Here is a 26,275-nt window from a genome sequence, read left to right as displayed (position 1 = left end):
GCAACAGCAACGATGAATCCTGAGAACCTGCCACTACGCGACTTGCACCTGCCCGAGCCTATCGGTTGGTGGCCGCTCGCGCCCGGCTGGTGGGTTCTGATCGCGCTCTTAGCGGCCGGTATCGTCTGGCTGCTGTGGCTTGCGTGGCGCAAGTGGCAACGCGCCGCGGTGCGACGTATTGCATTGCATGAGCTGAACCGGCTTGAGGGCAACTATCAACAGGATGGCAATGCCCTGCTGCTGGCGCGGCAACTATCGGCGCTGACCCGGCGCACCATGCTGGCCTACGCGCCGCGCCTCGACATTGCCGGTCTGACCGGCGAGGCCTGGCTCGCGTTTCTTGACCGTGGCTTGCAGAGCCCGGTGTTTGTTGCCGGGCCTGGCCGCAATCTCGAATCGTTACCCTATCGCGCGGAACTAGCGGATACCGAACAGGTGGATGTCACGGCATTGATTGCCGCGGTCAAACAGCGGCTGGCGACGCCATTGCCGGAGGAGCAGGTCTGATGTGGTCGCTCGCCTGGCCATGGATGTTACTCGCGCTGCCGCTGCCGTTGCTGGTGCGCAAGCTCCTGCCGCCCGTAAGCGGTGCGCAGGAAGCCGGATTGCGGGTCCCGAGCTTGTCCGGGTTCTCGGTGCTGGCGGATCGTTCCGAAGTTGAGCAACTGCTGAACTGGCGCTTCTGGCTGGCCGTGATCGCCTGGACTTTACTCGTACTCGCGGCCGCCAGACCGGAACGCATTGGCGATGAACTGGAAGTGCCGGTGTCGGGTCGCAATCTGATGCTGGCTGTGGATCTGTCCGGCAGTATGGACGCCAAGGATTTCGAACTCGGCAGTCGCAAGGTCGATCGCCTGACGGCAACCAAGGCCGTTGCCAGCGACTTCATTACCCGCCGCGAAGGAGACCGCATCGGTCTGATTCTGTTTGGCGAGCGTGCTTATCTGCAAGTGCCGCTGACTCTGGATCGCGAGACTGTCAACGTGCTGCTGATGGAAGCGTTCATCGGTCTCGCCGGCGAGAAAACCGCGATCGGTGATGCAATCACGTTGGCCGTTAAGCGCATACACGACCAGGGCGATGTTGGCGGTGAGCAGGTCCTGATCCTGCTCACGGACGGCGCAAACACCGCTGGCGCGGTTGATCCGCTCAAAGCAGCCGAACTTGCGCAACAGATCGGCCTGCGTATTTACACGATCGGTATTGGCGCCGAAACAATTTCGGTCCCGTCAATTACCGGCGGCTTGCGCCGCGTTAATCCGTCGGCGGACCTTGATGAAGCAACCTTAACGACGATTGCTGATCAGACCGGTGGTCGTTACTTCCGCGCTCGCGATACGGCGTCGTTACAAGATATTTATCGTTTGCTGGATGAAATGGAACCGGTCGCTGAGCCAGAAGCGGGTTTCCGGCCAGTGACGGCGCTCTTTTACTGGCCGCTCGGTGGCGCGGTGGTTCTGGCGATGTTGATGGCGCTGGCGAATTTGCTGGCCGGCTATCGAGTGGCACGCGAACTGAAGCGCGGTTACGGAGCAGTGCGCGATGCCGGCTGAGTTTCATTTCCTGCGACCGGACTGGCTATGGGCATTGCCACCCGTCGTGCTGGCGATCGCCTTGCTCGCCCAGCGACGTCTTTCGGCCGGTAGCTGGCAACGGGTCGTTGACCCGGCGCTGGCGCCTTACGTGTTGTCGAGTTCGCAACGGCATCAGGGCATATACCGCTGGTGGCTGGTGTTGCTGGGTGCTGTGCTGGCAATCACCGCGTTGGCAGGGCCGGCCTGGAATCGCGTTGATCAACCGGTATTTCGGTCCGACCAGGCGCTCGTCATTGCGCTCGACCTGTCGCGTTCGATGGACGCGCAGGACCTGACGCCGAGCAGGCTCGTACGTGCGCGCCTCAAGATTCTCGACATCGTCGACAGGCGCTCGGCGGGTCAAACCGCGCTGGTGGTCTATTCGTCCAATGCCTTTACGGTGACACCGTTGACGACCGACGCTGACACCGTCGCCGCACTCGTCAACAGCGTGAGTACCGATATCATGCCGAGTCGCGGCAGCTACCCGGTTGCGGCGATCGACAAAGCCCGCCAGTTGCTCGACCAGGCCGGATCGATCAATGGCGAAGTGCTGTTAATTGCTGATGGCGGCTCGTCACTGGCTGCAGAACAGGCAGCCCGCGATCTTCAGAATGCGGGCTACCGATTGTCGGTACTAGCCGTTGGCACGCCCGACGGTGCGCCAATTCCGCGTGCCGAAGGCGGGTTTGTTACCGACCGCTCCGGGCAGATCGCCGTGCCGCGGCTCGAAGCCGATGGCCTGCAAAAACTGGCGGAAGCCGGCGGCGGCCGCTACAGCGTCATCACGACTGACGACGAAGACATTGAACGCCTGCTGGCGACGCCAACGAGCAGTAACGCGGCGTCCGATGACGAGCGGGCGACCGATCAGTGGCGGGAAGAAGGGCCGTGGCTGCTGTTGCTGCTGGTGCCGCTCGCCGCGCTGGCATTCCGCCGTGGCTGGGTGCTGGTGCTGGTAGTCGCCGTGTTGCCATTCCCGCAACAAGCACAGGCATTGACCTGGTCCGATCTGTGGAAAACGCCTGATCAGCAAGCCAGCGCACTGCTTGCGGAAGGTGATGCGGAGGCAGCGGCAGAGCGTTTTGAGGATTCCGACTGGCAAGCCGTTGCGCGTTACCGCGCCGGGCAGTATGCGGAAAGTGCTGAGGTGTTCTCGGGTCGCGACGACGCCACGGCGCTGTACAACCTTGGTAACTCGCTGGCGCGCATGAGTCAGTTTGATGCGGCGATCGAGGCGTATGACAAAGCATTGGAATTAGACCCGGCCAATGACGACGCCATATACAACCGCGCTCTGCTGAAAGACATGCGCGACGCGCAGGATTCGCAGAGCAATGAGTCTCAGGATAACAACGGTGAATCCGGTGGCGAGGCGCAGCAGTCCGAAAGCGACAGTCAAGCGGACCAGTCGGGCGACCAAGGCAGCGAAGGTTCGCCGGGCGAAGAATCGGAAAGCGAAGATTCCGCCCGCGAACGCGAAGTGAGCGAGGACGATCTCGCCGCGATGCAGGAAGAACTTGAACGCGCCGCGCAGGAAGCGGCGGAGCAGGGTGACGAAACCGATCCACAGGATGGCGAAGCCGGTGCCGCCGCACGTCGCGTGCAGGAAGAGGAACAAGCGATGGAACAGTGGTTGCGGCGCATACCCAATGATCCGGGCGGTTTGTTGCGACGCAAATTTCGCTATCAGTATCAACGTGAGGGACGCGATCAGGACGGCAATAATGTCTGGCCTGACGACGAGGTGAAACCATGGTAAGTACGGTTGCTGCGTGCGACAGCGGAATGGCACGACGGATTTTGCAGGCGACGTTTGCGCTGTTGTTAAGCGCGGCAATGCTGCCCGCAATGGCGGCTGTCGTTGCCAGTGTTGACCGACCCGAAGTCGAGTTGAATGAATCCTTCACGCTGAAAATCACAGTCGACACTGCCATTGATGTCGAACCCGACGTCGCTGCGCTCGAGGCCGACTTTTACATTGGCACGCGCAGTCACATGAGTAACACCACCATCGTCAACGGCCAGATCAGCCGCAGCCGCACCTGGACCTACGTGCTGATGGCGAAACGCGAAGGTGAGCTGGAGATTCCGCCCGTTTCGGTCGCTACCGAGAGCAGTGACCCGCTGCACATCTTTGTTAAGCCCGTGACCAGTGATGCGCCTGGCGAGGCCGATATTTTCATCACGGCAGAAGCCGATCTCAGCGAGAGCTACGTGCAATCGCAGATCTTGTACACGCTCAAGGTGTATCGAGCGGTGTCGACGCGGCAGCCACGTTTGTCCGAGCCTGAGATCAGTGGTGTGGATGTATTGGTCGAAATGGCCGGCGACGAACGCAGCTATGACGCAATACTGAATGGCAAGGCCTACAACGTCGTTGAACGTGTTTACGCCTTGTTCCCGCAGGCCAGTGGCGAACTGAGCGTTGCGCCTGTGCGGTTCGAGGCGCGGGTACTGCGCGACGGCCGCATCACCGGTCGAAAAGTGTTTCGTTCCGAACCGGTGACCATCAGTGTGCAGCCTATACCGCCGCCGCCCGCATCGTACCCGGATGCCGTGTGGTTGCCGGCGCACAATGTTGAGCTCAGCGAAGACTGGTCGCGTGAGCCTGGCGATCTGCCGGCGGGTGAGCCGATCACCCGGCACATCACGGTGACCGCGCTGGGTCAGTTGTCCACACAGATTCCGGTTATCGAACCGGAATCAACGAGCGAGCTGAAAATCTACCCCGACAAGCCCGAGCTTAGTGTCGTTGCAGTACCGCGCGGCATACTTGCCACTCGTAGCGAACAGTACGCAATGATCGGCGTCCACGCCGGCCCGATCGAATTGCCGGCTGTCGAGCTGCCGTGGTGGGATATCGGCGCGAACGAATGGAAAGTGGCCAGCCTGCCGGCCCGCACCTTGCAGATCAAACCGTCGGCCATCGCCTTGCCGCAGCAGCCGGTCGCGGTTGCGGACGAGCCGAGCGCCGAAGCAGAAACCGTTTACATCGATGATCCGTTTTGGCAGCGCATCAGCGAAGGGCTCGCGGTCGCGTGGTTGCTAACGCTGTGCGCGTGGTGGTGGTCACGTCGTGGTCCGCGTGAAGAGGCCAGCAATGAGCCGCCGGTCATGCCGCTGCACAAGCAACAGTCGCGTTGTCTGAAAGCGGCCCGCAAGGCGGCAACAGACGGCGACAGTGCAGGGGTGCAGGCAGCACTAATCGAATGGGCCCGGCTCGAATGGCCGCAAAACACACCGCGCAGTATCGGTGCAATTGCCGAGCGAGTGAGTGCGCCGCTTAGCGATGAGTTGCGCAAGATGGCAGCCAGTCGCTATGGCCGCGAAGCCGCAGGCTTTGATACCGCAGCGCTGGCCAAAGCGTTGCGCACAGTGACGGTCAGGAAAGAAGCGCTTGAACAGCGCGAGGACGATGGTCTGCCGCCACTAATGCCGGCGGGTTAGACCTCCTCGATACGTCGCCGCGATTGCGGTCTACCAGTGACCGCTGTTCGGCATTGACGCCCACGGTTCCGCGGCAGGCAATGCGTCGCCACGCTGCAGCAGTTCGATTGAGATGTTGTCAGGTGAACGGACGAAGGCCATGTGACCATCGCGCGGCGGCCGGTTTATGGTGACACCGCCGTCCATCAGCCGTTGACAGGCGTCGTAAATGTTGTCGACCTGATAGGCGAGGTGGCCGAAGTTGCGGCCTTCGCCGTACTCTTCCGGGTCCCAGTTCCAGGTCAGCTCTACCTGCGCATCGTCGTCACCGGGCGCGGCGAGAAAGACCAGCGTGAACCGTCCCTGCTCAACTTCTTTGCGGCGTAATTCGCGCAGACCGAGTTTATTGCAGTAGAAATCCAATGACTGATCGAGGTCGCGGACGCGAACCATAGTGTGCAAATACTTCATATCGCTATAGCCAGAGTTGAATCATCAGCGCATATGAGAACACAATGCCGGTCCGCTTTGCAGCCCCGCGGCCATTGGGTCAACCAGCAAGATGCATACGATTCGCGCCATTACACTCGATCTTGATGACACTCTGTGGGAAATTGCGCCGGTTATAGCCCGCGCCGAACGCACACTCGCGCAATGGCTGGACGAACACTACCCGCGTATCAGCAGCCACTTTGACAAAGATGCGGTTATAGCGCTACGCGGCGACGTTATCTCGAAGCATGCCGATAAATTGCACGACTTGCGCTTCCTGCGGCGTACCGTACTGGCACGCATGGCAGAAGCAGCGGGTTACAGTGATGACTTTGTTGATGCCGCGTTTGAGGTCTTCGACGAGCAACGCAATACGGTGAACTTGTTTGCCGATGTCATTCCGGGCCTGGAACGGTTATCACAGAATTTTCGTGTACTGGCGCTGACCAATGGCAATGCGAATCTGGAGAAGATCGGTATTCGCCACCTGTTCTACGATGTCGTTACGGCGGCTGAGGTCGGTGCGGCCAAACCCGACAAACGAATTTTCGCGGCAGCCTGCGAACGCGCGGGCGTAAGCGCCCAGGAAATTTTGCACGTCGGTGATCACCCTGAATTGGACGTTGACGGCGCTCGCGCAGTCGGCATGCATGCAGCGTGGGTCAATCGTATCGGTAGTGTCTGGCCTGAAGCCATGCTGAGTCCCGATATTACGGTCAGCACGATCGAAGAGCTCGCCGACTGGTTGCAGCCGGTGAATGCGCTACGGCAGGACTGATCATGGCAACGCCCCCGCCACTGATACTTTACATACCCGGCCTTAAACCGAAGCCGGAACCGTCGGTGCATCGCGACGCATTACGACGCTGCCTGCTGGCCGGGCTCGAAAAAGTCGATTCGGAAATTGCGGCAGAGGTGCGCAGCGGCGACGCCATATTCGACATTGTTAGCTGGACCTACGATTTCTACGGCGAAAGCCGCGACATGGCGCATGACCGTCAAGGTATCAATGCGTTGCTGGATAAAGAGGCAGCGGATGATGACGATCGCAAGTCGGCGCGTTCCTGGCGTCGCCGAACGTTGCGCTGGCTTTATCACATCGGTGATCGTCTGCCGTTTCTGATTCCGCGGCTTGCGGATGAAAACGTCGCTTTGCACCTGCGCGACTTGCGGCGCTACGTACGTAACGAGAACGACGTTGCGGAGAATACGCGGCGCCAGTTGAAGGTGCCGTTACTCGCGGCGGCGGCAGCGGGTCGCCCCGTCCTGTTGCTCGCACACAGCATGGGCTCTGTGATTGCCTGGGATGTCCTGTGGCAACTCAGCCAGAACCCCGAAAACGAGTTCACGCTGGACCTGCTAATGACGCTGGGCAGCCCGCTTGGTCAGCGCTACATCCAGCGTCGTCTGCTGGGGCGGTGCGAAACGGGCAGGGCGCGTTATCCAAACAATATCGGCCGCTGGAAAAACATTGCTGCGGTCGGCGAGTTGACTGCGCTTGATCGCGCGCTGCGCCGGGACTTCGGCGAAATGGTTGAGCTGAATCTGGTGAGTTCGATTGAAGACTACGAAATCTACAACTGGTACCGCGACCACGGCGCGCTAAACGTGCACGCCGAGTACGGTTATCTGGCGAATCGCGATACGGCGGTGCATATCGCTGAATGGTGGCGCGGGCACAAAAAAAGCGGGTAGCTGCTGTCGCAGCTACCCGCTTATCAGTCGGCAGTTCTAGCTGGCTGGTGTTTCCAGATTGGGCGTAATCACAATGTCGATGCGCCGATTGCTTGCGCGACCCGATGCTGTTTCGTTGTTGGCGACCGGGTTCGTTTCACCGAAGCCAGTAGCAATCAGGCGGTAGCTCGGAATACGCATGGCGTTGATCATGTACTGCTGCACCGCTTCAGCACGAGCCTGCGACAAAGTTTGATTCAGGTCGTCACTGCCATGCGAATCGGTATGACCTTCAATGGTTAGTTCGCTGCGCGGGAACAGGTCAATCGCTTTCTCGACTTTCGACAGGAGATTGAAGTTTTCCTGCTTGATCTCGGATTGGCCGCTGTCAAAGCTCAGGCCAACGAGGCGCAGAATAACGGTGTCGCCTTCGCGAAATACGCGTGCTTCTTCGCGGCTGAACAATTTCTCAACTTGCTCAAACTGTTCTTTGATACGTGCCTGCGCTTCGAGACGTTGCACCAGTGCGGCACGCTCTTCGGTAGCGCCGCCCAGACGTTCGTCCAGCGTGCGTATCTCTTCTTCCATCTCGGCGAGACGAACGGTGCTTTCTTCGTACTGTTGTTCGAGTCGTTGCTTGTCAGCTCGCAGCGTTTCGATGAATTCGACCAGCGTGGCCTGCAATTCGTCGTGACCGCCGGCCATGTTAGGAACGATATCTGCCGCGCCCGAAACAGCAACCAGCGGGTCTTCCCATTCCAGAACCAGCTCTTCTACGGTGAGGTCTTTGTCGCGAACTTTGCGAACCACCTCCGACAGGTAAAACGCGTGACGCGCTTCGTAGTTCGCACGCTGCGCGAGACTGCGCGGCAGGTCGGTGTCGTAGCGGTTTTCACTAAGCTCGCGCTCGGCGTCAGCCAACAGTTGCTGCGCGCGACCGAGCGTGACCGGTGCATAACGACCAACGCGAGCACGATCGGCGTCAGCCAGCAGTTGCCGCGTTTCACTCAGGTACTGGGTCTTGATCGCGATTAGTTCGGCATCGCGGTACAGCGTGGTTGCTTCAATGTCCTGACGCTTGGAGCGCTGCAGGTCACCGCGCTCGAGATAGCGGATCGCATCAGCGAACTCGCGCTGCGCTTTTTCCCATAAGTCGGGAGCCAGCTCGGGCGCGCGCGCATTGGCAGCGTCCTGCCGGCTCTTCATGACCTGTGCCAACGCGGTACGGGCCAGCTTTGCGGATTCGACAGCATTGTTGAAGTATTCGGTGGCTTCGCCGGTCTTGTCGCGGACGTACTCGATATTGCGGCCGCGACGCAGGCCTTCCTCGGCGTCGTCAAAGGCTTTCTTGGCGCGCTCGTAGTTGCGCGGCGACAGCAAGCTGGCATTGGCTGCTTCGGCTGCAGCCATTGCGACGTCAGCGTCTTTGAAAAACGTTTCGCGTAGCGGGCTCTGCGCGCTGGCGCTGCCGATCAGCAGAACCGTCAGAAACAGAGTGTGGATAAAACGCAATTTAAGGCTCATAACACGATCCTGTGTGACTTACGTGGCGCCATAGAAGGCTCCAATCTGGCGAATATTACCTATCCTTGTAATCGATTGCCTAAAGATTCGCGCTTTTCCAGTCAGAACCCGCCTTTTCCACCTGTGACGGAAATCACCGATTTAACAGCCCGGGGAGGCTGTCGGCAGGAATATGTGCCTTGGCTCACAGATCGGGCCCAGGGAGGGGCGTAGGCTGTGCCCATGTCCGCAAAGTACTACACACAGTTCTTACTCACCGACGTGAATTACCACGACGGCAATGAGTTTAGCGGCGTAGTTGAGCTCAGCCGGCCGATGGAAAAGGACTCGGATGTCCACGACATTGAAGCCGTGCTGGCCAAGAATTTCGACCTGCATCGCGATGCGGTCAAGCTGGTGAGCTGGTCCCGTTTGCACTGATTACTCTTCTGGCAAGATTTCCCCCTGATTGTCCCGGTTTGTGCCGGGATTTTTTTTGCCCGAAAAGCCCGTGATCCGTGGCGTGGCGGGCTGCTAGGGCCTGTCGCAGGGGTTTGATTCGTGCGAAAATGCCCCCACTTCTACGGGCCCGCCCACCATCCACTCCGGAATCGTCCCAGACCTGATGAGTAACGAGACCAAAGATTTTCGTGGTATCCCGATTGTGCAATCGGGCAGCAAGTACCGCACTGATGTCGGCTTTACGGCGATCAAGAACGGCATGAAATCGCGCGCCGACGCTCCGGCACGGCTTACCGGTGGCAAACCGTCATGGCTGAAAGCGCCAATGCCGAGCGGTACGGGCTTTGCGTCTACCCGCAAGACCGTCCGCGATCACCGCCTGAGCACGGTCTGTGAAGAATCGATGTGCCCGAATATCGGCGAGTGCTGGAATGCCGGCACCGCAACCATCATGGTCATGGGCTCTGTCTGCACGCGTGCTTGCCGTTTCTGCGCTGTTGATACCGGCAACCCGCGCGGCTGGCTGGATGCCGAGGAACCACAGAACACGGCACTGGCTGTGCAGCTCATGGGGCTCAAATACGTCGTTATTACTTCCGTAGATCGTGACGATCTCGACGACGGCGGCGCCGCTCACTACGCCGCCTGCGTGCGGGCGATCAAGGAGCTGACGCCGGAAACGGCGGTCGAAGCACTGACGCCTGATTTCGACGGCGTTCAGGCGCACATTGAAACCGTGGTTGATTCCGGCCTGGAAGTGTTCGCTCAGAACGTCGAAACCGTGCGCCGCCTGACCCACCCGGTCCGCGATGCGCGTGCCGGCTACGAGCAAACGCTGCGCGTACTTGAGCACGCCAAGAAATACCGCCCCGACGTGTTGACCAAGACCAGCCTGATGCTCGGTCTTGGCGAACGTGACGATGAAATTGTGCAAACCATGCATGACCTGCGCGAAGTGGGTGTCGATATTCTGACCCTCGGCCAGTACCTGCGGCCAACGCCGAATCATCTGCCGGTCGAGCGTTACGTAACGCCCGACGAATTCGCGGCATACCGTACCGAAGGCCTAGAGAAAGGCTTCCTTGAAGTGGTATCCGGTCCCATGGTGCGTTCCAGCTACCGTGCCGAGCGCGTACTTGAAAAGAACAACGTTGGCTTTGCTGCCTGCGGATCCTGAGGCACTGCTGACATGACTGCTTTTTTTGCCGATTACGGCCTGTTCCTGTTGAAAACCGTCACCATCGTTGTGGCGATTATCCTGATCATTGGTTTTGCTGCAGCGGCAGGGCGCAAAGCCTCCAAAGACGAAAGCATTGAAATCGAAAACCTCAACGAGCGTTTTCGCAATCTTGCCGGCGCGGTCAAACAGGCCGTGTTCAACAAGAGTGACTTCAAAGCCGACGTTAAAGCGCGCAAGGAAAAAGCCAAAGCGGCTGAGAAATCCACCAGCAAACGTCCGCGCACTTTCGTTATCGATTTCAAAGGTGACCTGAAAGCCAGTGCCGTACCGTCGTTGCGCGAAGAGGTCAGCGCGATCCTTGCGGTGGCGACTGATCAGGATGAAATTTACCTGCGTCTCGACAACTCCGGTGGCGTCGTCCACGAACACGGTCTGGCGGCGTCTCAGCTTGCGCGTATACGCGAACGCAATATTCCGTTGACCGTTGCCGTCGACAAGGTCGCTGCAAGCGGCGGTTATCTAATGGCCTGTGTGGCCAATAAAATCGTTGCCGCACCGTTCGCAATTCTCGGTTCGATAGGCGTGCTGGCCCAGTTGCCGAACTTCAACCGCTTGCTGGACAGCCACGGCGTTGATTTCGAACAGGTCACGGCCGGCGAGTACAAACGCAACGTCACGATGTTCGGCAAGAACACGGACGAAGACCGGGCGCGCCTGAAAGAGCAGCTCGAAGAAGTGCACGAATTGTTCAAAGCTGCCGTCAGCCGCTACCGGCCGGAGCTCGATCTCGCGAAAGTAGCGACCGGCGAGTACTGGTACGGAACCCGTGCGCTGGAACTGGGGCTGGCCGATGAGCTCGCCACCAGTGACGAACAACTGGCGGCCATGGCGGCCGAGCGCGACCTGTACCGGGTCAGCTATAAAGTGAAGCAGCCGCTGCAAAAACGCCTGATGGGTGGCGTGGATGCCGCTTTTGAGAAATTCGACACAACCCGCTGGCGGCGCGAGTTTGAGTCCCGTCTGCCGCGCTGATTGAGGCGCTGTACGGGAACCTGCCGGCGCAAATTCTGTCTCACCGATCAATGGCGCGCGGCTATAATACGTGCCTGAACCGAGGACTAAGCGATGACCAAGACGATCCGACTGAGCCTGTTGACCACCTTGTTTATGGCCCTGGTCGTGAGCGCCTGCAGCTCATCGCCGACCGGCCGCAAACAGCTGGTGTTGAAATCCGATGCGGAGCTTGAGCAGGAAGGCACGCGCCAGTTCCGCGTACTGCAGGAGCAGGTGCCGCTGGTTAAGAACGGCAACACGATCGACTTCGTTGCCTGCGTGGCCGATGCCATCGTGGCAGAGCTTGAAGGCGACTACGCCGACCTGTACTGGGAGCTGGCTGTGGTTGATCAGCCGGACGTCAATGCGTTTGTCATGCCGGGCGGCAAGATCGTCGTTAAGGCGGGCATCCTGGGCATAGTGGAAAACCAGCATCAGCTCGCGGCCGTCATGGGCCACGAGGTGGCGCACGTCACGGCGCATCACTCTAACGAACGCGCCTCGCGCGCGATGCTCGCCGGTGTTGGCATTGATGTCGCTGCCATCCTGCTCGGTGGCGGCTACAGCAACCAGACCCGTGGTGCCTACGAGGCACTGTCAGCCGGTGCCTCGCTCGGCATCATGAATCCGTTCAACCGCAAACAGGAAACCGAGGCTGACGTCGTCGGCCTGGAGTACATGGCACGCGCCGGTTTTGATCCGCGCGAGAGTGTTGCCTTGTGGAAGATCATGAACGAGAAGAACAAGACCAACATTCCCGAATACATGTCGACTCACCCCTCCGGTGAAACCCGTATCGAAAACCTGGTTGCGCAGTACCCGAAAGCGCTGGCGCTGTACAACGAAGCACAGGCACAGGGTAAGAACCCTAACTGCGACAGATAAGCGGCGCTGCCACGCAACCACGACGCACCAAGTCGCCAGCGGCATAACGCCATGACGGACAGCGGCGCTTTTAAAGATCACTTCTCTGGCCACGCGGCTGCGTACGCCCGCGCCCGCCCGGTATACCCGGTTGAGCTGTACCACTTTCTGAGCAGTTGCTGTGCCGAGCACGAGTTGGCCTGGGATTGCGCGACCGGCAACGGACAGGCGGCCGGCATGCTGGCCGCCGACTTTCAGAATGTCGTTGCGACGGACGCGAGTGCCACACAGATTGCCTCGGCGAGCGGCGCCAATAACATCGAATTTCGTGTGGCGAGTGCGGAAGCCTCAGGGCTGGCCGACGCCAGTGTCGATCTCATCACTGTTGCTCAGGCGTTGCACTGGTTCGACATCGAGCGTTTCTTCGCCGAAGCCGGCAGGGTACTGAAACCCACCGGTGTGCTCGCCGTCTGGTGTTACGGCACGTGCATGATTGAGCCCACTTGCGATCGTATCGTGCATGACCTCTACGAACGACTGTCGCCGTGGTGGCCGCCGGAACGGCGCATCGTCGAGCGCGGCTACAGTGATATTCAAATGCCGTTCGAGGCCATCGACTGTCCGCGCTTTTCCATGTCGGTCGAGTGGACCGCTGACGACATGCTCGATTACGTTGCCACCTGGTCCGCGAGCCAGCATTGTTTGCGCGAAATGGGCAAAGACCCGGTACTGGCGATTGCCGGGCCGTTGCGCGCAGCCTGGGGCGCGGCCAAGCGGGCCGTGCACTGGCCGCTGTACCTGAAGGCGGCACGCCGACCCGCATGAACACGGCTTTTGGTGCGCACGACGAATTTCTGCGAAACTCCCTCTCTCAGTCCTGAAACACGATGCCCATGTCACTATCTCGCCTTCGAATCACCAGCCTTGTATTCCTGCTGCCGCTGGCCGCGTGCTCCACGTTCGAGGGCTTTCTCGACAAGGGCCGCGAAGACAGCGCGCCGGTACGTGAGGAAATCTTCGCCGACGCCGAGTTGCCGCTCGCTGATCCGATCAGCCGCAATTATTTTCAGCTCGATGACGAAGCGCAGTCTGTCATCGGCGAATTGCAGGTCGTGCGCATTAACGAAGGCGACACGTTCTCCGATCTCGCCCGCGAGTACGGTTTGGGTTACGACGAAATTGTGTCCGCCAACCCGACGGTAGACCCGTGGATCCCGCCGGCCGGAACACCCGTGTTGTTGCCGACGCAGTACGTGTTGCCAGCAACACCGCGACGCGGCGTTGTTCTCAATATTGCGAGCAAACGTTTGTTCTATTTCCCGGAAGCGCTTGAAGGTGAAGCACAGACAGTCATGACCTACCCGATCGGCATCGGTCGCGTCGGCTGGGAAACGCCGACCGGCGCAACCACGGTCACGGCGAAAGCACGCGATCCGCACTGGTATGTGCCAACCTCGGTGCGCAAAGAGCACGCGGAACTCGGCAACCCGCTGCCGGCCATTGTGCCGCCGGGTCCGGACAACCCGCTTGGTCGCCACGTGCTGAAACTCGGTCTTCCCGGTTATCTGATTCACGGCACCAACCAGCCTTACGGTGTGGGCATGCGGGTCAGTCACGGCTGCGTACGCATGTACCCGGAGAATATCGAGACGCTTTACGAGCTGGTGGGTCTTGGTCTCGAAGTCACTATCGTTAATCAGCCGTACCTGCTCGGTGAGCGTGACGGCGAGTTGTATTTCGAAAGTCATCCGCCGCTGGAAGAAGATGAGCAGCCCGCCGAAGAACGTATCGCCGGCTTGCTGGCGGCAATGGCTGAGAGTGACGAAACGTTTGTCGCTGACCCGGAGCTGAGTGCGCACATGCAGGCAGCAGCCAGCGAAGCGCGCGGCGTGCCGGTGCAACTGGCCCGCGGCGACCTTGACGAAATTTTTGAGCGTGCCGTGCTGGTTCACAACACGGTGGAGCTGGACCCGGACGTACCGACCTTGTCTGAAGTGCGGGAGATGATCGATCAGCTACCGGACGCCGACCCCGTAATTATTGAGGCAGTAAACTGATGAGCGAATGGCTGGACATCATGCTGGGTGAAATAGACCGGCGTCGCGACGAAGATCAGGAAGACAAAGAAGAATCCGCGCGCCGCGCGCAAGCGGCTGAACAGGCGACCGCTCAGGAAAAGTAAGGCAGAAACTCTGCGGGCATCGTTGCCCGGTCCAACGGCGCATCCGCGCTCACCGGCAAATCAGCCGCGTGATAGCTCTGCCAGAACATCATGCTCATGCCAGCGGTTGCCGGGTCTTTGAGATCCGCAAGCATCGCCGCCATGGCCTTGCCCGTGTAGGTAGGTTCCAGTTTTAAATTGAGACCACGACGCGCGACCCGAATCGCGTGCTCGGTGGCGGCGTTGGTTTGTGCGTAGCCATCGCCGAAGAATTCATGACGCAGCGTCAAGCGCATTTCATCGGCAAGGTTTGCAGGAATGCTGCTATCAAGTCTGCGAATCATCAGCACGGTCTTGGCCGCGAGCCGCGCCAGTTTTTCATCGTTGGTGATCGAGTTGTGCGAGATACGCACCGCGTGCACGTCTATCGGCATGCCAACCAGCGCAAAACCGAGCGCAAGTCCGACCGCCGTGCCCATTGTGCCGGTGGCGACGTATAGCCGATCGGGCAAGTCGCAGACCCTGCGACTGATCTGTGCCGACAGTTCGAGCGCGGCATTCACGAAGCCCAAAGTACCCAGCCAGGACGAGCCGCCAGCGGGAATCACCATGGCATTTCGTCCGCGCAAGTGCCGGCGGAGTGTGGCGATACGCGTAGCGCGATCGCCGTCGAACGGCACGATTTCACTGCCGATTTTCTGGTGCATGTTGAGCACCGGCCGGACCGCATCCGTATGTGTCTGTCGCGACAAAAACGCGATGTTCGCAAAGCCGTGCTGGCGCGCATAAAGCGCTGTAGCCAGTGCATGGTGCGAACCGGTGGTGCCAAACGTGGCGATAGTTTTGCGGCCTTTCTTGCGCGCCGCGGCGAGCATGTACTCGAGTTTGCGCACTTTGTTGCCGCCGTAGAGCAGGGCGCTGCGATCGTCCTGTTTGATGAGTATGCGACGCGTGCCGCTGTTGTGTTCGAGATGCACGAGGCGTATCGGCGTTGGCAAACTCGTGAGCGACAAACGAGGGAGTTGCCGTCCGAGTACGGGGTAGGTTGATTGCAACTCATCTTGCTCCGGCATGCTCCGATTATTAACAGATGCGGTCGTCGGATCAATTATTGTCAAATAAAATGGCATCTTTGCGATTCGCTCTCTAGAATGAAGCGCATCTTTATCTGACAGGAAATCGCGGAGACGGATTTGTCAGATGTAGCGTCGCCCGAGTATTGCTCACCCGACCTGCGTGCCAGCTTCCCTGGCGCCGACGCGATTTATCCTCTGCTGGTTTCGTCCGCTTACACCTTCGCCCGGGTTTCTGAGGTTGCTCGCCTATGATGTTGGGTGAGGTGGATCACGGCATCACCGTGACTGAGATTCCGCCGATGGACGAGCCCATCGGAGTTCGGGCTCACACGCTGCCAGCATTCATCGGCCGAACATTGCGCGGCCCACTCGATACCCCGGTGCTGATTGAAAGCTACGCGGCCTTCACGCGTCGCTTCGGTGGCACCTGGAAACGCAGTAGCCTGAGCCACGCGGTGGAGCAGTTCTTCGCCCACGGCGGACCCAAACTCTACGTAATACGGGTGGCGAACAATGCCATCGGCGCGGGCTTGCAGCTTCCCGCCGGTGACGGTGCCCTGATGATGCGTGCGGTGGAGCCGGGCTCGACCGAGCTGCTGCGTGCGGCGGTCGATTACGACGGCATCGACGATGACGAACATTTCAACCTGATTGTGCAGCGCCTTTCGCCCGCGAACGGCGTGGTGGTTGACCAGGAAATCTTCGAGCGCATCAGCTGCGACCCGGAAAGCACGGCAAGTATTGTCGAAGCACTGGAAGAGTCCGCCATAGTGGAGCTGAACCTGCCGCTGCCCGCGCGCCGCCCGAACGCGACGATGGGCCGCAATGCGGATTCCCGATCGCCGTACATCGGCCCCAACGAGCGCGGCTCGGATGGTGGCGAATTGTGCGATTACGATCTCATTGGTTCGGCCGTGCGCGGCACCGGAATCTTCAGCCTGAACGCGATAGCGGAATTCGATCTCCTGTACATGCCGCCACCCTCAGGTGCTCGCGAGCCGGGGCCGGCGGCAACCCTGGCGGCCGAACTCTATTGCCGCAAACGCGGCGCGATGCTGATCGTGGACCCACCAAGCAACTGGGATTCACCACGAGCGGCCGCCGAAGGCACCCGCAACGCGGGCTTCACCAGTTGCAATATCGTTTCCTACTTTCCGCGGCTGAACGTGGAAGGCAAAACCCAACCGGCCGGCGGCGCACTCGCAGGCCTGTTGTGCAAACTGGATGTACACGACGGACCGTGGGCGGAATTGAGCGGCCGACAGTTTGCGTTCAACCGCCGTCTGCAAGCAGAAGTTGAAATAGAAGAAAAAGAAGAACGCTGGCTGCACCGCGCCGGCCTGAACGCCATCGTCACCGGCGACGACGGCCGGTTGCATTTCACCGGCGGCGTAACGCTGGGCTGCAGCGGCCAATCAGACCAGCAGTTTGCAAGACTGACGATACGCAGAATGTGCCTGTTCATTGGCAAAGCGATAGAAAGCGCCACCCGCTGGGCAATCTTCGACAACGACCGCGCCCATGCACTGGAGCGCGTGCACTGCCAGGTCGAGGAGTACATGCACGAACTGGCCGCCGCCGGTGCGTTTGCCGATGACCACTACACCGTGCAGTGCGAACTGCAGCGAGACGTTAACGCGCCGGGTACGGAGCGTGGCTTGACGATTTTGCTGAGCTTTACGCCAGTGAGCAGTGCAGAGGTACTGGCATTGACGTTGTACCAAACTGTTTCGGGAAGCCGGATAGCCAGTACGGCGTTCGCGCCGGTGGTTGAGGCTTGTGCTTGAGTTTGTCCGCGTTGGTTGTTTAACGGCCATAGTTTTGAGCGCAAATTCTACATACCGTTTATCTACAATGTTTCGAAAGTCGAGTTGTAGTCGAATGAGTAACTTGTCCAGACCTCCGTACGGAGAAATGTAGGAAAGTTAGAGTTTTAGTTTGTATTTTTATTTACTACATGTAGTTAGGCCGCAGCAGAAACAATTACGCCCCCGGCCGGATATGCAAGTAATGAGAACGATCGGTACCGTGCAACTTCGTGACGAAGGCTTTAGCACGGCCAATCACCGGTTTCGCTACGAGCAAGGTGCATAGTCAATGGCAGCCACTACTACGGAAATTATTTTTTTCATAGCCGAGGGGAGAGCGAAATTCATAGTGACTTTCTATATTGGAAAGGGGTATTTGAATGCAGATTGCGATTGCCCCGCCGGAAAATATGGCAACTTCTGTAGACATCGAATTGCGTTGCTTCGAGGTGATGCTTCGAAAATTACTAGTAAGAACCATAAAGACCTAACTCAGGTATTGGAAAGCCTTCCTGGCACTCGGCTCGAATCTGCTCTGGAAAGGTTCGAGACTTGTGCGACTAAAGTAGCCAAACTCCGTGAGACTGGATTGCCTGAAGAGTTGTCGGAGGCTGAATCCGAGTTCAAGGCTGCGCGAAAGAATCTTTCCGTAATGATGATGATGTAATAAGAGACTCGCGCGGAAGAATGGACTACCAAGTTTTCAAGAGTGCAAACCGACGTGGAACAGTCGGACTAATAATCGAATGACACGGCCTAATACGCAACTATGTTGGCCTGTCACTTGACCCAGCCCGCCTTACCCTGTCACTCCAGGCGATCTCCGTTAAGTGCCGGTGAGCTTAATCGTAGGCAGAAAATTGATCATGGCTGATACTCTCCTCGTCAATAAGAAGCCATTAAGGCCGCATACAGCCGTCTCCAGTCCGGTATTCGGCGCACCGAATGTTTTGTGCTCAGACCCATGGGATTTCGTTCGGCTTTGGCTTCGCAGAGAGAATCAGAAAGAAGCATTGTTCTTTTGGAATCAGGCGGCTGCGTTCTATAAAGCCACCGAGCTGCTTCCCGGGATTTCAGCGCCACTAAGTGCTTACTATTGCTTTCTCAATGCGACCAAAGCGCTTCTAATCCTAAAGTCAGTGCCCTTTACTGACCGCCACGGTGTCAGTGGCTATCATATTCCCGATTCCCGGGCCGCTTTACAGAACGAAATAGCAATCTTTCACACCGGCGGCGTACTTCCGATGCTGTGCGGTGTAATGGGGCAACCTGTTGGAGCTAAGGAGTCACATAATCTCGAGAGGCTTCTTTACAATATTCCATGGGTTCATCGGGCATTCGTTCTTACGTATCCTGCGACGACTGAACTATTTCTTCCAGTCTTTGACCTTAAATTCGTTCGGAGGAGAAAGTCTAAGGAAACCTGGATTCAGGGGAAGGTCGCCGGACAGTATGCATCTTCGCACTTTGACCGTGTTCTGCCAGCTGGCTGGGAGCGCATTCCAAGCTCGTCGGAATCGATGATTGTCCGAAGAAAGGCGCGCTTTGAGTGGAATGGGCAACAGAAACTAGCGAGTGTGGCGCGACTTCAAAAATACCATAGTTACACTCGCCGATTTATTACGCCCATACACTCCACCAAAACGCGGTGGTATCTTCGTAAAGCAATTGCCGATCCGCGAGTGATAAGGCGATCGCAATTGGCCATGACGTTTGCGGCGATGCACAGGCTTAGCGAATTAACCCGATACGCACCGGATCGCCTAAACAAACATCTTGACGCGAGGCAGAATTGGCTGATCACAGAGTTTCTTCGTATGGCGCCTGCACAATTTATTTTTGCAATCGCCACAGAGATGACTGGGAGACAGTTTATTAGAACTAGCAGCTATGACATCATAAATACACCCACTTCATAATTCAGACTTAGTCGTGGGATCGCCTAACAATGCTCTGTACTCGTCACTTGACTCAGACCGCCTTACGCTGCCGCTCTAGGCGACCTGCGTCACGTGCGACTGAGTTTAGACCTGTGGCGTCACCTGCTATTTGCGAAGGAATTCGCACCATTCTGAAGTTTTGGAGAACATATTGTCTGACGAAGTCTTAGGTAAAACATTTTGCCTTGTCCACAAAAGCGGACAACGCCTCTACCCCGTTCGTGTAAAGAATCGTGAGACGGGGAAGATTGCGTTTCGCATCTCTCCAGGTGGACAATATGGAAATACGAAGACGGCCGGTTCGGAAGAGGAAGACGAATCTGTCGTCTTTGATAAGGTCACTATTCAAGGGTGGGCGGTACGTGTCTCGAGCCGAGACAAAGGGACGAAGGGCCTATACAAGATCGGGGAGGCAAGTATTTCTGGATTTGAAGACCTTCGGTAGGAAGGTCGGGACAGCAGCGTCATGAGTTTTTTCATTCATGAAAATGGGCAGGCCGCACTTCATAAGGCCGTAATTCATATCGGTGAATGCACCTTCTGCAATGATCGTGCGGGAAGAGTTGGAGGATATGATCCAAGTCATGCGAAATGGCTCGGGCCATTTCCGTCCTTGGATGCTGCTGTACGAAAACAGTAGTCGTTGCCGGTCAAAGTCCGGAAGTCATGCCGTTATGCTGAGGCGGGTAATGACGCCCAAAAATGCGCTGCATCCCTCACTTGACCCGGCCCGCCTTGCGCTGCCGCTCCAGGCGGCCCGCGTCAAGTGCGTGTAATATCAGAAGTTTGGCTGCATAGGCAACTTCGGTGCTGAGCATCAAAACATATGCGGTGTTGAAATCATTTACCGGTCGTCGCATTACTTGGAACTATTCCGCACCTATTCTATGCGTGCGGATCGTAGTGTTCGTTAATACGCGACTGTCGTTTATTCTGGCAAATGAAGGATTGAAACGATGGATTGCGCACCCTATTCGCCGTCGGCGCTGCTGATTCTTAACATTGTTCTGTTGCTTTCTGGATGTTCGCAGGAGATCAATGATAGCGGGTTGACCTTCGCTGCGGATTTCACAATGAAAGACGCTCTTGTTTGTTCCGTTGCACGATCGTCGACAACTGCCGAAGTTGGAATGGCAATAACGATGCAAGGTTTAGATGATGAGAAAGTCCGCATCTTGTTCGAGAGTGGAAACACGTCTCCAATGCAGAGAGTCTATGAAACCGAGAAAACTATGGTTCTGCAGCTTGTGGCTACTGGGACCGGTAGTGTGGATTCTATCGTTCTTGACAAGACAACTGGGAAATTTTCTCGGGCGCAAGTCGGGTCACTGGTTGGCGTGTATGCATCGGCTTCGGTCGGCACATGTCGATAGAGACGTTGTTGCAGACCAACAATGCAGAAAGGGTGTCAGGTTTATTTTCGTGGCGTCAGAAAAAGCCGGTGAGCGTCGCCAGGTCCAAATATGCCTGAGGCCTTTTTCGTTGCAGCTATGATTCAGGCACCGTCAATGACTGAGACGGCAAGCACAGAATTCGGCTATTGGATCCGTCGATACTGGCCAAATGATAGAGATTGACTCCCATCTGCCCGACGATATCGCCGCGGAAAAGCAGACCTCTCGCAGGCTGTCCGCCGAGTATCGCAACAAGCTATTCGGGGCAGTAAGGAAGTTTCGGGCGTTGCGGCTGCAGGCGCCGGGCGTCATCGCCGAATTCGTACTGGCGTTTGTCAGCAGTATTTTCGCCGTACCGTTCTTGTTTCAAAACATGAAGTCCGGTGGGGTCCTACAGGACCTCGGGAACACCGTAAAGATTATTCTGGTAGTTGTCGCTTGCTTCTGGATCGTTGGACGCCTTTGGCGTCTGATCGGAGTGGCAAACCGTGATCGCTGCCGTTACGTCGTCAGAAATATGTGGAGTCTCGCCCTGGGTGGACTGCTCATAGCGAGTGTGGTGGTCCAGATCTTCTACCCGGAATTTGTGGATTCGCCCTAGTCCAATCTACCGTTTCGAGTAGATCAAAGAATGGAGTCAGGGTTATTTCTTGCGGCCCCGGGGTTCGCCTGTGTGGGTCACCGGGTTGAAACCAACCTAACACTTTAGCGCTCTCTCTCTATGCAATTGGCCTTCGCAACTATTGCTTGAGGCTTGGGTCACAGTCGAATTCTGAGCCCCTTATTACAATGGGTGTCGCTGCAATTTCGGGTTCACGGCCAAAAAGATCTAGGGGCCCGAGGTCATCACCGAGGTACAGGCATGCACGTCTTTATACTGGTATTTGCATGGATAACGCCCGCCGCCATCGCTGGCGCATTGGGCTGGTCCGGCATCTGGGGTACGGGATCCGCGTTTGCGGAATACCTGATTCCGGTGCCCGTTGCCGGTGGTGTATTTCACGTGCCCGAGTTTTGTCATCGCTGCGGGTCTCATTCTTGCTTGCCGCAATTCGACAGAGGGTTTGTATCGTTACCTGCCGGTTATCGGCTTCAGTGTCTTGGCCGCGTCGCTGTCCTTGATGCTTGAGTTCGATCGGCTGCATGCCTGGATGTTCACCGACTACCAGCCCGCCGGTTCGCCGTTCAGGCTTGATGGCAATCCACTGTTGTTGTTCGTCGCAACGGATGCGTTCTGGGTTGCGCTCTACGGTTTGATGAGAGGGTGTTCATCTTCCGCGCGATCGTGGCTCGCGATTCCAGTGGTTCCGGTGGCAATCATCGCGTTCAGTGTCGTTAGCTATAAAACCGGTGGGCCCGTTTTTGAGGCTGGGTTGCCGATGCCCACGACGGTTCGCGGTGAAAAATCCATCATGGTTTTTACGTCAGAGAACTACCATGAAGATAAGTTCGTAAACTGGGTCACGCAGGATTACCGCTCCGCGCACCCCTGGTCTGATACCAATGCCGAACACGTTGCCGTGCTTTTTCACGGAACAGTCTGCAGGCAATCAAATGGGCCCGCACCGATCAGGCCGAGAGTGATAGCACGATAGCGACAATCTGCCTCTACGAAGAAGATCGCTCGATCACACCCTTTGGCGGTTACCACGACTGCTTCGCCGATCACCTTACGGTTGACGAAGAACTTGCCGCACTCGCCGCTGCCAACCCAACGGGCCTCGGCAGTGATATCGATTTCTGGCACGCCCGGCTTTTGCTCTGCGACGCTGTTGATCTCCCCGAAACGGTGGATTCAGACCTTGCCCGCCCGTATCTGTGCCACAGCATGGCTCGCGACCAGGCCCGGTTTGCCAAGCGATTTATTGATAAGTACGGCGAGGATTCGGCGCAAGTTGAATTCATCAATGCGCAGGTTGCGAGTAGGCAACAGCTGGCGTATTGACGGCTCGCGGGGAGCGCCACCACGTACGCCGGTGCTTTGATAAATTGGCTGCGATTGGATTTGGTTCTCTCTAGCATCAACTTCGTCGCCAGTTCCAGGTCAGTTAGTGGGGTCCGTCAAGTTCCCACTGCATTCAAGAAGACTGAGGATGCCTGGGAGCCTTTGAGTTTAGGTACGCACCTATGCGGAGAATCTCCCGACTTGACTCGGTTCAACGGGCGTTGCGACCATTGGTCAAAATCCCGAGTTGAAAACAGACATTAACCGCAGCGGTGTTGCCCGCTGGAGTCTACATGCCTATGGCCGATTCACGATCGCAGTTCAAAACGACGCTGTTTCGCCCCGCCAAGCCCGGCAGCGATGACGGGTGGTCATTCGTAGTGCTGCCAAAAAGCGCGAGTGACAAGCTCCCACGAAGGACAGGACCACAATAGACGGCACGCTCAACGGACATGCATTCCAGGAAACGCTCGAACCCGATGGCCAACAGAGCCATTGGCTAAAAATCAGTGCGGCGTTGCGTGAAGCGGCTGGCGCGGAGATTGGCGATACCGTCACTCTGGAGATCGCACCGGTAAAGAAAGAGCCGGAGCCCAAAGTCCCGCAGATTTTCAGAAGGCACTATCCGCAGCGCCTGAGGCGCTTAAGGTGTGGAAAGCCACGACGACCATCGCACGGGTGGACTGGATACACTGGATTGTTTCGCCAGCAGGCCGAGACCGGGCCCAGATCGTCGATGCGTGCGAGATGCTGGCTGATGGCAAGAAGCGGGTGTGTTGTTCGAATCCCGTCGGGCTTTTACAGCAAAGCCTTACGTGCGCCGGATGCAGCAGCGCCCTGAAGTTAAGTGCGGTGCGGTCCGCGCGAAAGGCGTAATAGGGGACGCTCTAAATGCAAGAAGCCAGCTGCCATGCGCAGTAAACAGCAGCTCACTCATTACTCGCAAACTCCAGACCTCAATGGCAGCCAGTAAAAACCTCAAGCAGCGGCCAATGTGGCATGTCGACGCTGGCTTAATTCTGCACAGCGAAACAGTAGAACAGGCCGTCGCCGCCCGTGCTGATCAGTGCAGACTGGCTGCAACCTCTGGAGTCATGGTCGGTTCAGTGCTCGTAGTCATGGTGGCCGAGTCGGGCTTTGCCACTGTCGAACTGCTCGTCCAGTTGGCGCAGGACATGTCTTCGCCACTGGGGTAGGCCGTTCCGTCGGCTTTCGGCGCAGGTGAGAATGTCATGCAGTTCATGCAGACCAGCTGCCAGGAATGGTGCGGCCACGTTCGTCGACTGCCGTATAGGCGTTTACGCGATTCATCACGGTGTGCAGTTCGTCCACGTCGGCGGCGATCCGGTTGCCATTGGCGTTGAACCACGGACCTTTGCCGATTCTGTCGCGGGCGTTTACCGCGTTCTCGCCCTGAGTGCTGAGGTAAGCGCGCCAGGTAAGGCCGCTACTGCCAGCGCCTTCCGCCAAATTCTGACAAATGGCATCGGCGCCTTTAAGGCCACCCAGGTCTCCGCCTTCCCGGAACCCGCGCTGGTTAAAAAGAAGGACATCGGCCCTGTAGGTTGTTGCGCCAGTGCCAGGCCTGCGACGACCAATCCGCAGAGCGCGAGACCTTTTACAGCCACCTTTTTATTCTTCAACATTTTCGTATTCCCCAAGTGTCCGTGTTGGTGAGTGAGCTATCAATATACCAGCATCAATCGGTTTTTCTGTTCGTCGATGAGAAAGAGTTGGATCAAATATACTTTTTTCCCGAACGGATCAACGATTTCGGGCATCGAGCTGTAGATAGCGATCCATCCACTGCGCACTTTTGGAAAAACGACGAAAATGGTTGAACGGGCTCGCCTGGTTCTACTCAGGCAATATTTCGCCTGACCCGCCCATCTCGGCAGGAAGATCTTTCATCTTCGGCAAGCCATCTTTCATACGCAGCACAGCCGATTCGTAGTTGACGTGAATACCCGGTTCGAATTTCAAAGTGGGTAGAATTGCGGCGTAAACATCCATGAAATCGCCACCCGGGTGATCAGACATGACGTGACCACCGCACTGTTTGCAGTACTTGCGCTGACTTGCATCGGTTAGCGCGTAGTTGGCCAGTAGTTGTCCTTCGTTCACTTCGTCACGCTTCCAGAGCGTCGATGCATTTACCGGACCGGCGCTCCAGGCGCGGCAATCCTTGCAGTGGCAATAGCCCATGGCGAATGGGGCACCCGTTGCGGTGATTTCCACCGCACCGCAAAAACACTTACCTGTATGTTGCTCGGTTGTCATGGTGTTCCCCCGGACGGCGAGTTAGTGGTCGCTCAATTGTATAGAAAAACCGGAGTTGGCGCGTAGCCCGTCCATCGGCACGACACAGGCCCAGAAAGGTATCAGGCGCGTTGGTCAGGGTTTCACGGTCGCTTCCCACTAGCCAACGCGGACGTCATTCTGCATGGAATCTGGTGGCGCGGCGTGGTTTTGCAGAAAGAGCCTGCTCGCGGCGAACGATTTGCAGAACCCCTGTTTGTTCTTTCAGCGCAGCCATTCAAATGGCATCGGCTTGAGTCGTTATGCCGCCTCTGCCTCCGCCGCATCCTGCTGTTTTTCGCTTGCTTGTGTTCTTCTTCGGCAAGGCCGATCTTCCAGTAGCTTCGAAACGTACAGCTGCGATTTGGGAATGCCGCACTCCTGCTTGAAGTAACGCCGCAGGCTGCGCATGCTGTTGAACTCGCAGGCCGCCCACACGGCAGGCTGGCCTCCAGCCACGGTAACGCGCGAATCTTCGACAACAGGAACGCGCCGTCCGGATCGGGCTGCGGGTTAATCTCCCAGTGCACGATCATGCCCTCCGGGTGCTGCAATGGCAGGATGTCTGCTTCGCTGGGAACTTCAAGGACGGCATCTTCACGAGCATCTGTCGGCAGTTCCTGCAGGTTGACGCTGATTGCAGGCAGCGCAGTCATGTCTCCCGCCAGCAAGTACCAGTCAGCATCCTGAGCGATCGAGTTGGACCCGGGCCACCAATCAGTATCCGGTCCCCCGGTTGCGAATTGACGGCCCATGCGGTCGCCGGCCCATTTGACCGTGCAGCGCAAAATCCACATCGATCTCAGTCGCTCGCTGGTGGCGGATTGTGTACGTGCGCAAGAGAGGCCGCTCGTCATCACCGCGTGGGAAAACCAGTTTGATGTAAGCGCTCTCGTGATTGTCTGGAATAGAGGGCGGCGGCTCGCCGCCCAGAGTGATGCGCAGCATGTGCTCGGTAATCCGTTCGGAGCGAACGACTTCCAGTTCTTGCATGGGTGGTTTAGCCATAGGAGTGAGTTCCTTGTTCTGCATCAGTGACGCCAACCGAGTTTTCGGTCATGACGCTGGCAATGCGAATAAATGTCTTCAGTTCTTTCTCACTCAGGTTGCCGGTCATACGAATGCTGGCCTGTTCTTCGAGGCGATCGATTTTCGACAGCAGTCGTTTCCACGTAGGTTTTAAGAAGTGACTGCGGCCATCGTCGGGGTTCTCCGCCTTCTCAACGAGCCCGAGGCTCGATCAGCCCATTGATGGCACGGGTAATCTGCGCCTTGTCTTGCCGCATCCGTTTTGCGATCTGTTGTGCGGTGATGTCGGGACGCCGGCAAATTCCTTTCAATGCGCGGATTTGTGTTACCGGAATCGAGACTTGTTGTTCCTCAATGCCGTCCCGTATCTGTTTCTTGTAGGCATGCATCAGA

Annotated in this window: 24 protein-coding genes and 4 pseudogenes; 19 read left to right on the top strand and 9 right to left on the bottom strand. The window is 57.6% G+C overall.

The window, feature by feature from the left end; genetic code table 11:
• The first annotated feature begins 12 nt into the window (after positions 1 to 12).
• Genes AC0L8N_RS05960 through AC0L8N_RS05945 form a run of 4 tightly spaced genes read left to right on the top strand, consistent with a single transcriptional unit; the run spans position 13 to position 5,024 of the window.
• A complete protein-coding gene (locus tag AC0L8N_RS05960) occupies positions 13 to 507 on the top strand; it encodes a DUF4381 domain-containing protein (RefSeq protein WP_473666653.1) in 495 nt (164 codons plus the stop codon).
• Positions 507 to 1,553: a vWA domain-containing protein gene (locus tag AC0L8N_RS05955; protein WP_473666652.1), complete on the top strand. Its 1,047-nt coding sequence runs from the start codon at positions 507 to 509 to the stop codon at positions 1,551 to 1,553. Before AC0L8N_RS05960 ends, AC0L8N_RS05955 begins: the two co-directional genes overlap by 1 nt.
• Positions 1,543 to 3,336, top strand: coding sequence for a VWA domain-containing protein (locus tag AC0L8N_RS05950; RefSeq protein WP_473666651.1), 1,794 nt, complete (start codon positions 1,543 to 1,545; stop codon positions 3,334 to 3,336). Before AC0L8N_RS05955 ends, AC0L8N_RS05950 begins: the two co-directional genes overlap by 11 nt.
• Positions 3,330 to 5,024, top strand: coding sequence for a BatD family protein (locus AC0L8N_RS05945; RefSeq protein ID WP_473666650.1), 1,695 nt, complete (start codon positions 3,330 to 3,332; stop codon positions 5,022 to 5,024). The genes AC0L8N_RS05950 and AC0L8N_RS05945 overlap by 7 nt, the downstream gene beginning before the upstream one ends.
• 30 nt (positions 5,025 to 5,054) lie before the next feature.
• On the opposite strand, the gene AC0L8N_RS05940 is transcribed toward AC0L8N_RS05945, so the two are convergent.
• Positions 5,055 to 5,474: a VOC family protein gene (locus AC0L8N_RS05940; RefSeq protein WP_473666648.1), complete on the bottom strand. Its 420-nt coding sequence runs from the start codon at positions 5,472 to 5,474 to the stop codon at positions 5,055 to 5,057.
• A 91-nt stretch (positions 5,475 to 5,565) separates the two neighbouring features.
• Between AC0L8N_RS05940 and AC0L8N_RS05935 the strand changes: the two genes are divergently transcribed.
• Together AC0L8N_RS05935 and AC0L8N_RS05930 are read left to right on the top strand one after the other, a co-directional pair.
• Positions 5,566 to 6,273, top strand: a complete 708-nt coding sequence (locus tag AC0L8N_RS05935) for an HAD family hydrolase (protein WP_473666647.1) — start codon at positions 5,566 to 5,568, stop codon at positions 6,271 to 6,273.
• 2 nt (positions 6,274 to 6,275) lie between these two features.
• Positions 6,276 to 7,190, top strand: a complete 915-nt coding sequence (locus tag AC0L8N_RS05930) for a hypothetical protein (RefSeq protein WP_473666646.1) — start codon at positions 6,276 to 6,278, stop codon at positions 7,188 to 7,190.
• 36 nt (positions 7,191 to 7,226) lie between these two features.
• On the opposite strand, the gene AC0L8N_RS05925 is transcribed toward AC0L8N_RS05930, so the two are convergent.
• Entirely contained in the window at positions 7,227 to 8,693 is a 1,467-nt protein-coding gene (locus tag AC0L8N_RS05925; RefSeq protein ID WP_473666645.1) for an OmpA family protein, read from the bottom strand.
• Between the two features lie 216 nt (positions 8,694 to 8,909).
• Between AC0L8N_RS05925 and AC0L8N_RS05920 the strand changes: the two genes are divergently transcribed.
• From AC0L8N_RS05920 to AC0L8N_RS05890, 7 genes are all read left to right on the top strand, one after another.
• The gene (locus AC0L8N_RS05920; RefSeq protein ID WP_473666644.1) at positions 8,910 to 9,113 is read left to right on the top strand and encodes a hypothetical protein; all 204 of its coding nucleotides are present in this window, start codon (positions 8,910 to 8,912) and stop codon (positions 9,111 to 9,113) included.
• A gap of 184 nt (positions 9,114 to 9,297) precedes the next feature.
• Complete coding sequence (lipA, locus tag AC0L8N_RS05915) at positions 9,298 to 10,311, top strand: lipoyl synthase (protein ID WP_473666643.1); 1,014 nt, start codon at positions 9,298 to 9,300, stop codon at positions 10,309 to 10,311.
• 12 nt (positions 10,312 to 10,323) lie between these two features.
• Positions 10,324 to 11,346 (top strand): protease SohB, encoded by a 1,023-nt coding sequence (gene sohB, locus AC0L8N_RS05910; RefSeq protein ID WP_473666642.1) that lies wholly within the window; start codon positions 10,324 to 10,326, stop codon positions 11,344 to 11,346.
• 93 nt (positions 11,347 to 11,439) lie between these two features.
• Positions 11,440 to 12,252 (top strand): M48 family metallopeptidase, encoded by an 813-nt coding sequence (locus AC0L8N_RS05905; RefSeq protein WP_473666641.1) that lies wholly within the window; start codon positions 11,440 to 11,442, stop codon positions 12,250 to 12,252.
• 51 nt (positions 12,253 to 12,303) lie between these two features.
• A complete protein-coding gene (locus AC0L8N_RS05900) occupies positions 12,304 to 13,056 on the top strand; it encodes a class I SAM-dependent methyltransferase (protein WP_473666640.1) in 753 nt (250 codons plus the stop codon).
• Positions 13,057 to 13,124: 68 nt separating this feature from the next.
• Positions 13,125 to 14,288, top strand: a complete 1,164-nt coding sequence (locus AC0L8N_RS05895) for a L,D-transpeptidase family protein (protein WP_473666639.1) — start codon at positions 13,125 to 13,127, stop codon at positions 14,286 to 14,288.
• Positions 14,288 to 14,413 carry a hypothetical protein gene (locus tag AC0L8N_RS05890; RefSeq protein WP_473666638.1) on the top strand — a complete coding sequence of 42 codons (126 nt, stop codon included), beginning with the start codon at positions 14,288 to 14,290 and terminating at the stop codon, positions 14,411 to 14,413. Before AC0L8N_RS05895 ends, AC0L8N_RS05890 begins: the two co-directional genes overlap by 1 nt.
• On the opposite strand, the gene AC0L8N_RS05885 is transcribed toward AC0L8N_RS05890, so the two are convergent.
• Positions 14,401 to 15,465: a 1-aminocyclopropane-1-carboxylate deaminase/D-cysteine desulfhydrase gene (locus tag AC0L8N_RS05885; RefSeq protein WP_473666637.1), complete on the bottom strand. Its 1,065-nt coding sequence runs from the start codon at positions 15,463 to 15,465 to the stop codon at positions 14,401 to 14,403. The two genes, AC0L8N_RS05890 and AC0L8N_RS05885, sit on opposite strands and share 13 nt — an antisense overlap.
• Before the next feature lie 251 nt (positions 15,466 to 15,716).
• Here AC0L8N_RS05885 and AC0L8N_RS05880 point away from each other — a divergent pair, with 251 nt between their 5' ends.
• From AC0L8N_RS05880 to AC0L8N_RS05855, 6 genes and pseudogenes are all read left to right on the top strand, one after another.
• On the top strand, positions 15,717 to 17,255 hold the full coding sequence (locus tag AC0L8N_RS05880) for a phage tail sheath C-terminal domain-containing protein (protein WP_473666636.1): 1,539 nt from the start codon (positions 15,717 to 15,719) through the stop codon (positions 17,253 to 17,255).
• Positions 17,256 to 17,565: 310 nt separating this feature from the next.
• Entirely contained in the window at positions 17,566 to 17,943 is a 378-nt protein-coding gene (locus AC0L8N_RS05875) for an SWIM zinc finger family protein (protein WP_473666635.1), read from the top strand.
• 199 nt (positions 17,944 to 18,142) lie between these two features.
• The gene (locus AC0L8N_RS05870) at positions 18,143 to 19,195 is read left to right on the top strand and encodes a YaaC family protein (protein ID WP_473666634.1); all 1,053 of its coding nucleotides are present in this window, start codon (positions 18,143 to 18,145) and stop codon (positions 19,193 to 19,195) included.
• A gap of 1,584 nt (positions 19,196 to 20,779) precedes the next feature.
• The gene (locus tag AC0L8N_RS05865; protein ID WP_473666633.1) at positions 20,780 to 21,211 is read left to right on the top strand and encodes a hypothetical protein; all 432 of its coding nucleotides are present in this window, start codon (positions 20,780 to 20,782) and stop codon (positions 21,209 to 21,211) included.
• 388 nt (positions 21,212 to 21,599) lie between these two features.
• Positions 21,600 to 22,205: a hypothetical protein gene (locus AC0L8N_RS05860; RefSeq protein ID WP_473666632.1), complete on the top strand. Its 606-nt coding sequence runs from the start codon at positions 21,600 to 21,602 to the stop codon at positions 22,203 to 22,205.
• A gap of 643 nt (positions 22,206 to 22,848) precedes the next feature.
• A pseudogene (locus AC0L8N_RS05855) lies at positions 22,849 to 23,396 on the top strand (YdeI/OmpD-associated family protein).
• 172 nt (positions 23,397 to 23,568) lie between these two features.
• Here the strand turns inward: AC0L8N_RS05855 and AC0L8N_RS05850 are convergent.
• From AC0L8N_RS05850 to AC0L8N_RS05825, 6 genes and pseudogenes are all read right to left on the bottom strand, one after another.
• Positions 23,569 to 24,201: pseudogene (locus AC0L8N_RS05850) on the bottom strand (hypothetical protein).
• Between the two features lie 211 nt (positions 24,202 to 24,412).
• Entirely contained in the window at positions 24,413 to 24,835 is a 423-nt protein-coding gene (locus AC0L8N_RS05845; RefSeq protein ID WP_473666631.1) for a GFA family protein, read from the bottom strand.
• Positions 24,836 to 25,114: 279 nt separating this feature from the next.
• Positions 25,115 to 25,264: a hypothetical protein gene (locus AC0L8N_RS05840; RefSeq protein WP_473666630.1), complete on the bottom strand. Its 150-nt coding sequence runs from the start codon at positions 25,262 to 25,264 to the stop codon at positions 25,115 to 25,117.
• A pseudogene (locus AC0L8N_RS05835) lies at positions 25,243 to 25,509 on the bottom strand (SIP domain-containing protein); the annotation flags it as partial. The pseudogene AC0L8N_RS05835 and the gene AC0L8N_RS05840, both read right to left, overlap by 22 nt.
• A pseudogene (locus AC0L8N_RS05830) lies at positions 25,506 to 25,801 on the bottom strand (siderophore-interacting protein). The pseudogenes AC0L8N_RS05830 and AC0L8N_RS05835, both read right to left, overlap by 4 nt.
• Positions 25,802 to 26,073: 272 nt before the next feature.
• Positions 26,074 to 26,271: a MarR family transcriptional regulator gene (locus AC0L8N_RS05825; protein ID WP_473666629.1), complete on the bottom strand. Its 198-nt coding sequence runs from the start codon at positions 26,269 to 26,271 to the stop codon at positions 26,074 to 26,076.
• Positions 26,272 to 26,275: the final 4 nt, after the last annotated feature.

It is taken from the genome of Woeseia sp. D3-10 (assembly GCF_055809415.1).
This window is presented reverse-complemented; position numbering and strand designations above follow the sequence as displayed.

Coding starts and splice junctions, on each gene's coding strand:
- AC0L8N_RS05960 (WP_473666653.1), top strand. CDS start 13: ATGAATCCTGAGAACCTGCCACTACGCGACTTGCACCTGCCCGAGCCT.
- AC0L8N_RS05955 (WP_473666652.1), top strand. CDS start 507: ATGTGGTCGCTCGCCTGGCCATGGATGTTACTCGCGCTGCCGCTGCCG.
- AC0L8N_RS05950 (WP_473666651.1), top strand. CDS start 1,543: ATGCCGGCTGAGTTTCATTTCCTGCGACCGGACTGGCTATGGGCATTG.
- AC0L8N_RS05945 (WP_473666650.1), top strand. CDS start 3,330: ATGGTAAGTACGGTTGCTGCGTGCGACAGCGGAATGGCACGACGGATT.
- AC0L8N_RS05940 (WP_473666648.1), bottom strand. CDS start 5,474: ATGAAGTATTTGCACACTATGGTTCGCGTCCGCGACCTCGATCAGTCA.
- AC0L8N_RS05935 (WP_473666647.1), top strand. CDS start 5,566: ATGCATACGATTCGCGCCATTACACTCGATCTTGATGACACTCTGTGG.
- AC0L8N_RS05930 (WP_473666646.1), top strand. CDS start 6,276: ATGGCAACGCCCCCGCCACTGATACTTTACATACCCGGCCTTAAACCG.
- AC0L8N_RS05925 (WP_473666645.1), bottom strand. CDS start 8,693: ATGAGCCTTAAATTGCGTTTTATCCACACTCTGTTTCTGACGGTTCTG.
- lipA (WP_473666643.1), top strand. CDS start 9,298: ATGAGTAACGAGACCAAAGATTTTCGTGGTATCCCGATTGTGCAATCG.
- sohB (WP_473666642.1), top strand. CDS start 10,324: ATGACTGCTTTTTTTGCCGATTACGGCCTGTTCCTGTTGAAAACCGTC.
- AC0L8N_RS05905 (WP_473666641.1), top strand. CDS start 11,440: ATGACCAAGACGATCCGACTGAGCCTGTTGACCACCTTGTTTATGGCC.
- AC0L8N_RS05900 (WP_473666640.1), top strand. CDS start 12,304: ATGACGGACAGCGGCGCTTTTAAAGATCACTTCTCTGGCCACGCGGCT.
- AC0L8N_RS05895 (WP_473666639.1), top strand. CDS start 13,125: ATGTCACTATCTCGCCTTCGAATCACCAGCCTTGTATTCCTGCTGCCG.
- AC0L8N_RS05890 (WP_473666638.1), top strand. CDS start 14,288: ATGAGCGAATGGCTGGACATCATGCTGGGTGAAATAGACCGGCGTCGC.
- AC0L8N_RS05885 (WP_473666637.1), bottom strand. CDS start 15,465: ATGCCGGAGCAAGATGAGTTGCAATCAACCTACCCCGTACTCGGACGG.
- AC0L8N_RS05880 (WP_473666636.1), top strand. CDS start 15,717: ATGATGTTGGGTGAGGTGGATCACGGCATCACCGTGACTGAGATTCCG.
- AC0L8N_RS05875 (WP_473666635.1), top strand. CDS start 17,566: ATGGCAGCCACTACTACGGAAATTATTTTTTTCATAGCCGAGGGGAGA.
- AC0L8N_RS05870 (WP_473666634.1), top strand. CDS start 18,143: ATGGCTGATACTCTCCTCGTCAATAAGAAGCCATTAAGGCCGCATACA.
- AC0L8N_RS05865 (WP_473666633.1), top strand. CDS start 20,780: ATGATAGAGATTGACTCCCATCTGCCCGACGATATCGCCGCGGAAAAG.
- AC0L8N_RS05845 (WP_473666631.1), bottom strand. CDS start 24,835: ATGACAACCGAGCAACATACAGGTAAGTGTTTTTGCGGTGCGGTGGAA.
- AC0L8N_RS05840 (WP_473666630.1), bottom strand. CDS start 25,264: ATGCGCAGCCTGCGGCGTTACTTCAAGCAGGAGTGCGGCATTCCCAAA.
- AC0L8N_RS05825 (WP_473666629.1), bottom strand. CDS start 26,271: ATGCATGCCTACAAGAAACAGATACGGGACGGCATTGAGGAACAACAA.